The organism is Rhodococcus wratislaviensis, assembly GCF_041228765.1.
GTDB lineage: Bacteria > Actinomycetota > Actinomycetes > Mycobacteriales > Mycobacteriaceae > Rhodococcus_F > Rhodococcus_F wratislaviensis.
Window position 1 is genome coordinate 5,294,057 of sequence record NZ_CP150488.1, and the last position, 10,303, is coordinate 5,304,359.

The 10,303-nt window shown below is 68.1% G+C and carries 10 protein-coding genes; 1 reads left to right on the top strand and 9 read right to left on the bottom strand.

Features of this window, described 5'->3' with window-relative positions; genetic code table 11:
• Position 1 precedes the first annotated feature (1 nt).
• From WKC72_RS24400 to WKC72_RS24430, 7 genes are all read right to left on the bottom strand, one after another.
• Positions 2-1,453, bottom strand: a complete 1,452-nt coding sequence (locus WKC72_RS24400; RefSeq protein ID WP_370179778.1) for an aldehyde dehydrogenase — start codon at positions 1,451-1,453, stop codon at positions 2-4.
• A 28-nt stretch (positions 1,454-1,481) separates the two neighbouring features.
• Entirely contained in the window at positions 1,482-2,666 is a 1,185-nt protein-coding gene (locus WKC72_RS24405; RefSeq protein ID WP_370179780.1) for a transporter, read from the bottom strand.
• On the bottom strand, positions 2,663-3,094 hold the full coding sequence (locus tag WKC72_RS24410; protein ID WP_370179782.1) for a Zn-ribbon domain-containing OB-fold protein: 432 nt from the start codon (positions 3,092-3,094) through the stop codon (positions 2,663-2,665). Before WKC72_RS24410 ends, WKC72_RS24405 begins: the two co-directional genes overlap by 4 nt.
• On the bottom strand, positions 3,091-3,408 hold the full coding sequence (locus WKC72_RS24415; RefSeq protein ID WP_370179784.1) for a hypothetical protein: 318 nt from the start codon (positions 3,406-3,408) through the stop codon (positions 3,091-3,093). Before WKC72_RS24415 ends, WKC72_RS24410 begins: the two co-directional genes overlap by 4 nt.
• 86 nt (positions 3,409-3,494) lie before the next feature.
• Positions 3,495-4,982 (bottom strand): acetyl-CoA acetyltransferase, encoded by a 1,488-nt coding sequence (locus tag WKC72_RS24420; RefSeq protein WP_370179786.1) that lies wholly within the window; start codon positions 4,980-4,982, stop codon positions 3,495-3,497.
• Positions 4,979-6,016: an LLM class F420-dependent oxidoreductase gene (locus WKC72_RS24425; protein ID WP_370179788.1), complete on the bottom strand. Its 1,038-nt coding sequence runs from the start codon at positions 6,014-6,016 to the stop codon at positions 4,979-4,981. Before WKC72_RS24425 ends, WKC72_RS24420 begins: the two co-directional genes overlap by 4 nt.
• 44 nt (positions 6,017-6,060) lie before the next feature.
• A complete protein-coding gene (locus tag WKC72_RS24430) occupies positions 6,061-6,870 on the bottom strand; it encodes an enoyl-CoA hydratase-related protein (protein WP_370179790.1) in 810 nt (269 codons plus the stop codon).
• Between the two features lie 133 nt (positions 6,871-7,003).
• On the opposite strand from WKC72_RS24430, the gene WKC72_RS24435 reads away from it, so the two are divergent.
• Positions 7,004-7,819, top strand: a complete 816-nt coding sequence (locus WKC72_RS24435; RefSeq protein WP_370179792.1) for a glucose 1-dehydrogenase — start codon at positions 7,004-7,006, stop codon at positions 7,817-7,819.
• Between the two features lie 65 nt (positions 7,820-7,884).
• Here the strand turns inward: WKC72_RS24435 and WKC72_RS24440 are convergent, their stop codons facing one another.
• Together WKC72_RS24440 and WKC72_RS24445 are read right to left on the bottom strand one after the other, a co-directional pair.
• Entirely contained in the window at positions 7,885-8,634 is a 750-nt protein-coding gene (locus WKC72_RS24440) for an SDR family oxidoreductase (RefSeq protein ID WP_370179794.1), read from the bottom strand.
• Positions 8,635-8,639: 5 nt separating this feature from the next.
• Positions 8,640-10,163: a class I adenylate-forming enzyme family protein gene (locus WKC72_RS24445; RefSeq protein ID WP_370179796.1), complete on the bottom strand. Its 1,524-nt coding sequence runs from the start codon at positions 10,161-10,163 to the stop codon at positions 8,640-8,642.
• Positions 10,164-10,303 lie beyond the last annotated feature (140 nt).

The window sequence follows — 10,303 nt, forward strand, 5'->3', positions numbered from 1 at the left end:
CTCAGCGTGTTCCGAAGTAGACGGACTTCGTGGCGAAGTACGGGTACAGGCCTTCGGGCCCGAGTTCGCGCCCGAGCCCGGAAGACTTGACTCCGCCGAACGGCGCATCGAGGTCGAGGGCGTAATGGTTGACACCGACGGTTCCGCTGTGGATGCGGGACGCCAGCGCGAGGCCGCGCTCCTCGTCCGCGGTCCACACCGTGCCGCCCAAGCCGTATTCGGAATCGTTGGCGATCTCGACGGCCTCGTCCTCGTCGTCGTACGGGGTGATCGTCAGAACGGGCCCGAAGATCTCCTCCTGCGCGATGCGGGCGGAGTTGTCCACGTCCACGAACACCGTCGGTTCGACGAACCAGCCGAGCGGTTGCGAATCCGGTACGCCCCCGCCCGTCGTCATACGGTACCCCGCACGGCGACCATCCTCGATGTAGCCGAGCACGCGTTCGCGCTGGGCTGCGCTGACCAGCGGCCCGATCGCGGTGGCCTTGTCGAGCGGATCACCGACGGCGAGGCCGCGGACGGTCTCGGTGACCACTTCCACGACGGCGTCGTATCGGTCGCGAGGGGCGAGGATCCGGGTACTGGCATGACACGTCTGACCGTTGTTCACGAGCGAGACCTCGGCGAGGTTCGCGGCGAAGACCGCCAGGTCTGCGTCGGCTCCCACGATCGCAGCGGACTTGCCGCCGAGTTCGAGCGTGACCGGGCGCAGGAGCCTGCCGCAGACCTCGCCGATGGCGCGTCCCGCCGCAGTCGACCCGGTGAATGCAACCTTGTCGACCCCCGGATGTTGCACCAGGTACGCGCTCGCCTCGCGGCCCGCGGGAACGATGTTCAGAACGCCCGGAGGCAGCCCCGCCTCGTCCGCGGCGTCCGCGAACGCGAACGCGTCGAGCGCGGTTTCGGGAGCGGCCTTCAGAATCACGGTGCAGCCGGCCGCGAGCGCGGGTGCGATCTTCATCGCGGCGAGTGGCTGCGGGTAGTTCCATGGCGTGATCGCTGCTACGACGCCCACCGGTTCTCGCCGAACCACCGTGCGACCGCCGAACGCGCTGGGTCGAACGTCCTTGGACGCCGCCTCACGGACGAGCGCGGCGTAGTACCGGATCATGGCGGCGGGCCCGAAACCGTTGACCCCAGCGGAGAGTGAGATCGGCATGCCGTTCTCACGGCTCACCAATGTCGCGGTGTCGCGACCACGCTTCTGCAGTGCCGCCGCGAACACGTCGAGAATGTCGGCGCGAGCACTGTTGTCGAGTTGCCCCCACGGTCCGCGGAGTGCGTCGCGTGCGGCGGTGACCGCCGCATCGATGTCAGCGGTCGACGCGACGGCCGAACGCCCGAGCACCTTCTCCGTGGCAGCTTCGACGACGTCGACCGTCGCACCCTCGTTCGGGGCGACCCAACGGCCACCGATGAACAGAGCGTCCCGGTCCACAGTCATGTTGTCCATGTCGATCCTTCTCGCAGAGTCGGTGGTGTTAGAGCACGTCTTCGTGGGCGAAGAGCGTCGAGCTGACGAGCGGCGCCATCGGACCGCCGATGAACAGCGACGTCCTGGCGTGCACCACGGGATTGGTCGAGGTTCCGCGGATCTGGCGCACCGCTTCGACCGCGAGACCCATTCCGTTGACGAACGAGTCGGCGATGTTGCCGCCACTCGTGTTCACGGGGAGCTTGCCCACGCCCGCGGTGAGGTTGTCGACGGTGAGGACCTCGCCTGCGGCGGGACCGGACGGCGCCAGGCCGTGGTCGATGAGCGCAGCGACGGCGGGCCCGCTGAAGTTCTCGTACACCTGGACGACGTCCACATCGTCGGGGCCGAGACCGGCCGCGGCCCAGAGGCGGTCCGCGACCCCCGGCCGTCCCGCGGTGCCCGCGAAACCCGCTGTGGCGTATTGGTCGTCGTTGTCGATGATCGAGGAGTAACCACCGGGGGCGCCCTGGGCGCCCGCGAGGACATACGCCGGGTCCGGTCGCAGCGACTTCGCGCGGTCGGCGGAGACCAGCACCAGCGCAACGGCGCCGTCGCTCTCCCGGGAACAGTCGTACAGGTGGAACGGTTCGGTGATCAGCCGGGACGACTCATACGTCGCCTCGTCGAGGGGCTTGCCGTAGCCCTGTGCGGTCGGATTGTTCTGGGCGTGCCGGTACGCCGCGAGCACCAGGGCGCGCATGGTCTCGCGCGGCACCCCGTCGTGCTCGAGCAGTCGCTGCGTCCGCAGCGCGCACACCTGGGCCGGTGAGCCGACGCCGTGCGCGAGGAAGTGCGGACCGTAGTGGTACTTGGCGTATCCGAGCCGTCCGGTGTCCGCCTGTGCCATCGAGCGGTACACGACGACGCACTCGGCCTGCCCCGCGGCGATCGCGACGGCGGCATTGTTGATCGCAGCCGCGACCGTCCCGCCGCCACCGCCCCACATCATGTTCGACCACCGGACGTCGTCGACCCTCAGAGCTCCGCCGATGACCGCACCGTCGTGTCCACCGCCCGCATAGGACACGAACCCGTCGAGCTCGCGCGGCGAGATGCCGGCGTCCGAGCACGCGGAGAGGATCGCCTCGAGGGTCATCCTCAGTTCGCCCGCGGGGGCCTCGCCGCGACGATAATGCAGTTCGGACACGCCCACGACGGCGGCTGCCCCCCGCATGGTGAGTGCACTCATGCCTGCGCTCCTTCCGTGGATCGGCGCCAGCGCAGCAGCGGCCAGGTCGCGCCTTCGTCGTGCTCGATGTGCCCGACGACCGGGTCGCCGATGCGGACGGTGTCGGTGTCGTCGCCGGTCAGGATTCCGAGGACCCGACGGTGCCCGGCCCCCGGAAGTTCCACGAGGACCGTCACGTACGGGACCCGGTCGGCCAGTTCGCTGATGAACGGGTACCAGCTGCGTGACCAGCTGTACACGGTGCCGACGGGCGTCACGGATTCCCAGTTGGGGTCGAGGGTGTGGCAGGACCCGCAGACCCATTGCGGTCCCCAGATCCAGGTGTTGCACGTGCCGCATCGCTGAAGTCGCAGCTCACCTCTAGTGAGCCCGTCCCAGTACGGTTGGTCGAGGCCGTCGGTGGACGGTCCCCACGGTTCGTCGGTCATGCCGGCCGTCCTCCTGTCGCAGGGAAGTTCTCGAGCGCCGCGGCCTGCCAGCGGCCGTCGTGGCGCTCCCAGATCGATCTCAGGCCGATGGTCCCGTTCGGGGTCGTGTACACCGTCTCGCCGATGCGCCGGTCACCGTCGGCCCGGACGTCCTTGATCTCGAACCCGTCGACGTCGCCGCGGGGAACGGTGACGCCGTCGAACACGGCGGGCAGATTCTCCTGCACCATGTCGGCGAGAGCCGCCTTCATGTCTCCGGACACTACGTATCCGACATGCCGCTCGTACAGGTCGCGGAAGTCTTCGACAGACATTCGAAACTCCTTTTCTCCGTGAGGACCTCACGCCTCACGGCGGATGTTCTCGATACTCATACCTTATGCCTTTAGGTAAACGGGAGTCAATCGTCGCCGAATCGGAACGTGCCGTCGGCGGCGACGGCCACCGCGGTCCGCGCGACGTCGACACCGACGAGCCGTGCCAGTGCCTCCGATTCCGTCGTGACGGCCAACGTGCGTTCACCGGTTCCGGTCCGCACCGCCACGATGCCGCGCTCCGGGGTCCCCTCGCGGCCGTGCACCACCGTCCAGGACTCGACCGAGCCGGCACCCTCATAGCTCGTGAGCGCTCGCGTGATCGGTTGCGCATCGACTTCGGCCTGAACGTCCTGGCGTCGGAAACCAGAGCGCGGCGGCGCGGTCCGGTACACCCCGAACGCATGCTTCGTGAGGTAACCGCCGTTCGCCGTGATCAGCCCGTACGTACCCGGCGCCTCGCGCAGCCGGGTCGCCAGCGTGGCAATCGCGTGCGTGCTGTAGTTGTTCCACGGACCACCCGCGAAGGTGAGTCCGCCCGTCAGCGTCAGCGGTCGACCCGGATCGTCGAGCGGCAATCCCAACTCGGCCGCGGCGACCTGAACCGCCGACGGAAAGCACGAATACACGTCCACGTGCGCGAGGTCGTCGCGCCCGATCCCCGACAGTTCCAGCACGCGCGCCCCGGCAACCCGGATCGCGGGTGACCGATCGAGCGCCTCCCGCTCGGAGATGTCGTACGTGTCGTGGGCCTCGGTACCCGCGTGGGGAAAGACCCACCTGTCGCGCGAGATCCCCAGGCGGGTGGCGACGCCGACCGAGCAGAGCAGCAGGGCTGCGCCCTGTTCCACCATGTTGTTGGAGTTCATCAGTTTGGTGTACGGCCAGCTGATCCACCGATTGTCCTCGGACGGGGTGACGATTTCGTCGGCCGTGTACTCACGACCCGTCCAGGCGTGGGGGTTCGTCGACGCGACCTTGCTGAATCCCGACCACAGTGCGCCGATCGCGAAGCGATGATCGTCCACGGACCGTCCGGACGAGATCCGCAGCGCCTGTTCGAACAACGGGTACACGTACGCCGGACGGTCGAGGCCGATCCGGGCCTGACCGTCGAAGACCATCGGAACCTCGGGAACGAGGATCTCCGCAGGCGGAACCGACTCGTCCTGAACCGTCCACTCCGGGCGAAGGCCCCGAGATCGCAACTTCATTCGGGTCCGCCACGATTCGGCACCGCCGACCAGGACCACGTCGGCCCGGCCCGCCGCGATGTCCTCCGCCGCCTGGTTGACGAGAACCTGAGGGCCGCTGCCGCCACTGCCGGTGTACCCGGTGTGCCGGACGGCCGCGCCGATGCGTTCGCCGACCAGCGCGCCCGGGTCGCGGTAGCGCCACGACAGCATGCCGATCAATCGGACCGAGTCGACGAGTTCGAGCAGACGCGACGATCCCGCTTCTCCGGCGGCGTCCCGGGCTGCTGCGACGATGAGGTCGACGGGTTCCACTCCCCCGGCCCGCTCGTTGATCTGTCCACCGCCGACGAGGATCGGGGTGCGCGGATCGAGTGTCACGACATCACCGCCTCGAGGATGCGTTCCCGGTTCTCCGGCCTCGGCCAGCCACCGAGGATCAGCGTCGTCAAGCAGGTGGGCTTCCAGCGGTTCACGATATCCTCACAGATCTTGTCGGCAGGCCCGATCAGCGCGACGTCCTCGACCATCTCGGTCGGAACCGCCTGCGCTGCGAGATCGGGCCGGCCGCGCAGGTACAACTCCTGGATCTCGGCACAGGCATCGGTCCAGCCCATCCGCGCGAAGACGTCGTTGTGGAAATTGGCGCCCTTCGCCCCCATGCCACCGGCATACAACGCGACGACGGGCTTGATCTTGGCCGCCGCCTTTTCCACGTCGTCGTTCTCGATCAGCCAGCACACGTTGGCGATCTCGAAATCCGACGGTGAGCGGCGTGCTCCGTCTCGGCCGAATCCCTCGGCCAGCGCGGCACGGTAGAACTCGTCACTCTTGGGCGAGAACCACAGCGGGGTCCAGCCGTCCGCGATCTCGGCGGCGAGCGCGACGTTCTTCGGTCCCTCGGCCCCGAGATAGACCGGGATGTCCTCGCGCAGTGGGTGAACGATCGACTTCAACGGCTTTCCGAGACCGCTGCCACCGGCGAGAGGGAGCTGATAGTGCCGCCCCTCGTAGGTCACGGGCTTCTCGCGGGCCCACACCGCACGCATGATCTCGACATACTCGCGGGTCCGCTCGAGCGGACGGGGATACGGTTGCCCGTACCAGCCTTCGACCACCTGGGGGCCCGACGCGCCGATACCGACGATCATCCTGCCCCCGCTGAGGTGGTCGATCGTCTGCGCCGCCATGGCCAGGGCGGTCGGCGTGCGCGCCGACATCTGGCACACTGCGGTTCCGAGCCTGATGGTGGAGGTGCGGGATCCCCACCAGGCGAGTGGGGTCAGCGCGTCCGATCCGTAGGTCTCCGCCGTCCAGAAGCTGTCCACACCGAGCGCCTCGGCTTCGGCCAGCATCCGATCGACGTTGCGCGGCGGTCCGGCCCCCCAGTATCCCGCGGCGATACCGACTTTCACCGTCCACCCCCATTGTCTTCTCGACCAGTCACAGCTGTCGTCCTTCAGTGGTTCTCATAGACCGGCGGGCGCTTCTCGAGAAACGAGTACACGGCTTCACGGTGGTCCTTGGTCATGGCGGCGAGGATTTGGGTCCGGTTCTCCAGGTCGATCGCCGCGCGTAGGCTCGGAACCTCGAGGTTGGACCACATCACCTCCTTGGTCATCCACACGCCGAACGGGCTGTTGCGCGCGATGTTCTCGGCGGTGTCCAGCGCCGCGTCCAGCAGGCGCTCCGCCGGTTCGACTGACGATACGATGCCGACACGCTCGCACTCGGCGGCGTCGACGGGGCGTCCGGTGAGGAGAATCTCTGCCGCCCTGGAGAATCCGATCATCCGGGGCAGCAACCAGCTGACGCCGATGTCGCAGCTGGACTGCCCGCGGTTGATGAACGACGCATGCAGTGCGGCGTTGTCGGCCATGATCCGGACGTCGGCCATCAGTGCCAACGCCATCCCACCTCCCGCGGCGGCGCCATTGATCGCGGCGACCACCGGCGGCCTGGCACCGCGGAACGCCTCGACGAGCGATGCGATGTGCTGCTGCACACGCATACCCGCCTGGGCCCGGCCCTCGCCGTCGACCGCGCCGGGCGGGGTGCCGTATCCGCGCAGGTCGATTCCCGCGCAGAACGCCCGCCCGTTCCCGGTCAGCACGATCGCGCGGGTCTGGGAGTCGTGACGGACGTCGGCGAGCACCGCGTGCAGCGCCTCGACGAGCGGGGCGTTCATCGCGTTCAGGGCGTCCGCGCGGTTCAGGCGGATCAGCAGAACGCCCGGCCGCGGCCGCTCGGTCAGTATCAGTTCGGACATTCGGGGCCTTCCCCTCGTGTGGTTCCGACGGCCACTACTTCGCATTGACGACCGTCGACTTCTCAAGCTAATACCTTTAGGTTAATACCTCAAGATCCATGTTCGAACGGACGGCAGGGAAGGACTCGACACAATGGCGGAACTACACGGCAAGGTCGCGGTGGTGACCGGAGGCGCAAGCGGAATCGGGGCCGCGACCTGCGCACTTCTCGCGGAGCGAGGTGCGAGGGTGGTGGTCACGGACATCGACGACGAGCGCGGCGAGGCGGTCGCGGCCGCCCTCGGCGAGCGCGGCGTCTATCTGCACACCGACGTCACCTGCGAGGAGGACGTCGCGGCCGCGGTCCGCACCGCGACCGGGCGCTTCGGACGACTGGACGCAATGGTCAACAACGCCGGCCGGGTCGGCGCCTGGACGTACGTCGCCGACACCACCGTCGACGAGTGGGACTCCTCATTCGCGGTGTTGGCGCGCAGTGCCTTCCTCGGCACCAAACACGCCGCCCGGGTGATGCGCGAGCAGGGGTTCGGCACCGTCGTCAACGTGTCGTCGGTGGCGGGGGTGCGCACCGGCTTCGGCCCGCATCCGTACGGCGCCGCGAAGGCCGCCGTGCTGCAGATGACCCGCAGCGCCGCACGCGAACTCGCGGAGTTCCACGTGCGGGTGAACGCCGTCACCCCGGGCGGGGTCGCCACCCGGATCGTCGGCCACGGCGCCGGCTTGGACGGAGACGCGCTGGATGCCAGCGTCGACAGTGTGCGCCGGGGGCTGGCGACGTTCCAGCCGATCCCCCGCGCCGGGGAGGGCCACGACATCGCAGGCGCCATCGCCTATCTGGTCTCCGACGACGCAACGTTCGTGACCGGTCAGAACCTCGTCGTCGACGGGGGTCTGACCCTCGGGAAGGCGTGGCCCGGCAACTACCGCGCCGAGGCCGACAACCACTGACGCGCTCGTGCGCGGTGCACGAGCCCGGGGACTCGTGCACCGCGCACGAGGAGCGGAGCTACCCTTCAGATGCCGACCGGCCCGCCGAGCCAGACGCCGACCTCTTCCCCGGACACGTGCCTGCCGTCCTCGCTGGCCAGAAAGGACACAGTCGACGCGATCGACTCGGCCGGGATCCGTGGCCAGTGGGCGGCGAGGGTTTCCACCGCGTTCTCGCCGCCGGAGTTGATGATGTCGGTCTCCACGAATCCCGGCATGACCGTGTTGACCGTGATGCCGCGGCGTGCCACCTCGAGCGCCATCGACCGGGTCATGCCGACCAGTCCCGCCTTCGCGGCCGAGTAGGCGCTCATGCCCGGGGACGGTCGTCGCCCACCGGACGGGCTGCTGACGAAAACAACTCGGCCCCAACCGCTGTCATACATCGCTGGCAGCGCGGCGTGGGTGCAGTAGTAGGCACCGCTGAGGTTGACGCCGATCACCCGGTCCCAGTCGCTCGGCGACTGCTTGCGGGCCGCGCCCGCGATGTTCATTCCCGCATTGTTCACCAACACGGTCGGTGTGCCGAGCTGGGCCGCGACCTCGACGATCAACTCCTCCGCTTGTGCCGCGTCGGACACGTCCGCCCGAATCGCCGCCGCCCGACCGCCGCCGGCGACGATCTTGTCCACCACGTCCTGCGCGTCCGCCGCGCTGGACGAGTAGTTGACCCCGACCGCGAACCCGTCGGCAGCCAGCCGACGGGAAATCGCAGCTCCGATCCCGCGGCCGCCGCCCGTCACGACCGCGACCCGCTGTTGCTGCTGCTGCGTCATCGCCGTCACCGAACCTTCGGATAGGTCTGCGGCACATCGGAATATGTCTCCCTCAGGTCTCGTTTGGAGATCTTGCCGCTGGCCATCCGAGGCAACCCGCCATCGACGAATACCACGTACCGCGGCACCTTGTAATCGGCGAGGTTCTTGTTGCAGTACTCGACGACGTCCGCCTCGGTGACTCCCTCGGCCTTCTTCACGATCGCGGCCGGAGTCTCGCCGAACTTCTCGTCGGGCACGCTGATCACCGCGACCTCCTCGACACCGGGCAGCCGGTTGATCACCTGCTCGATCTCCGCGGGCGAGATGTTGAGACCACCGGAGATGATCATGTCCTTGAGTCGGTCCACGAACGTGAGATAACCGTTGTCGTCGAGCTTTCCGAGATCCCCGGTATGCAGCCAACCGTCGATCAGCGCGGATCGGGTGGCGTCCTCGTTGCGCCAGTACCCCGGCATCATCCCCGGACCCCGCAGCAGGATCTGCCCCACTTCTTCGGGAGCGCAGTCCTTTCCGTCGGCATCGACGACACGGATCTTGGTGAAGATGCCACCTCGACCGCACTTGTCGGGATGCTCGGCCGCCTCGTCCCGCGGCATCGCGGTGGCGGAGCCGCCGATCTCTGTCTGCCCATATATCTGCCGCAGCTGGACGCCCCGAGCGCCCCACGTACCGACCAGCGCCGACGGCACCCGGGCACCACCGACGTGGGCTGTCGTCAGATGGCTCAGGTCGGCGTCCGCGAAACCGGGCACACGGGAGATCTGCTCGAACAGGATCGGCGGTCCGGTCAAGGTGGTGGCACGATTGTCCATCATCACCCGCAACGCGGCCTCGGGGTCGAACCCGGGCTGCAGCAGCAGGGTGCCGCCGTGCAGCACGGTCCGGGAGATACCCCAGATGATGCCCGCTGCGGTGAACAGCGGCAGCACGAGAAGAGGACGAAAGCGATTCTGCTCGATCGGCTCCATCAGGGCCCATTCGTGCATCTCGCCTGCGATCGTGGCGTGCGTGAACACCACACCCTTCGGCTTGCCGGTGGTGCCGCTGGTGAAGACGATCGCGGTGGGCTCGGACTGCTCCGTCACCGCCGTGTGGAACGGCGGATGCGTGCCGCCGCGAAGTGGACGCACCTCACGCTCGAACTCCACGATGGCGAAGGTGCCGCGCGCCCCGTACACCTCGTCGAGACGCGAGCGCAGTGCCCCGTCGCAGTACACGACGGACGGCTCGCAATCCTCGACCAGGGTGATCAGCTCGCCGGCGAGCATCCGCTGGTTGAACGGCGCCGAGATCGCGCCCACCTTCATGGCGCCCAGCGCGGCCACGCACCACTCGAGCGAGTTCGATCCGAGGAAACTGATTCGGTCTCCGGGTGTGACGCCGCGAGCTGCGAGGTCATGGGCGACGGCGTCGGCCCAGGTGTCGAGTTCACGGTAGGTGACGACGTCGCCTGCGAAGTCGATCGCAGGCTGGTCGGGGACGGTTCGCACCCAGTAGGTGAGTGCGTCGATAACGGTTCCGCTCATGGAATGCCTCCCGGAGGTGTCGGCGCGGCCGGGGCCAACCCGGCCGCCGCGCAGGACTGTGCGGCCGTCAGGCCACACAGCGTGCTCTGCGTCACAGCAGTAAATCTAAAGACATTTGGTTGAGTTGACAAGATCCTCGG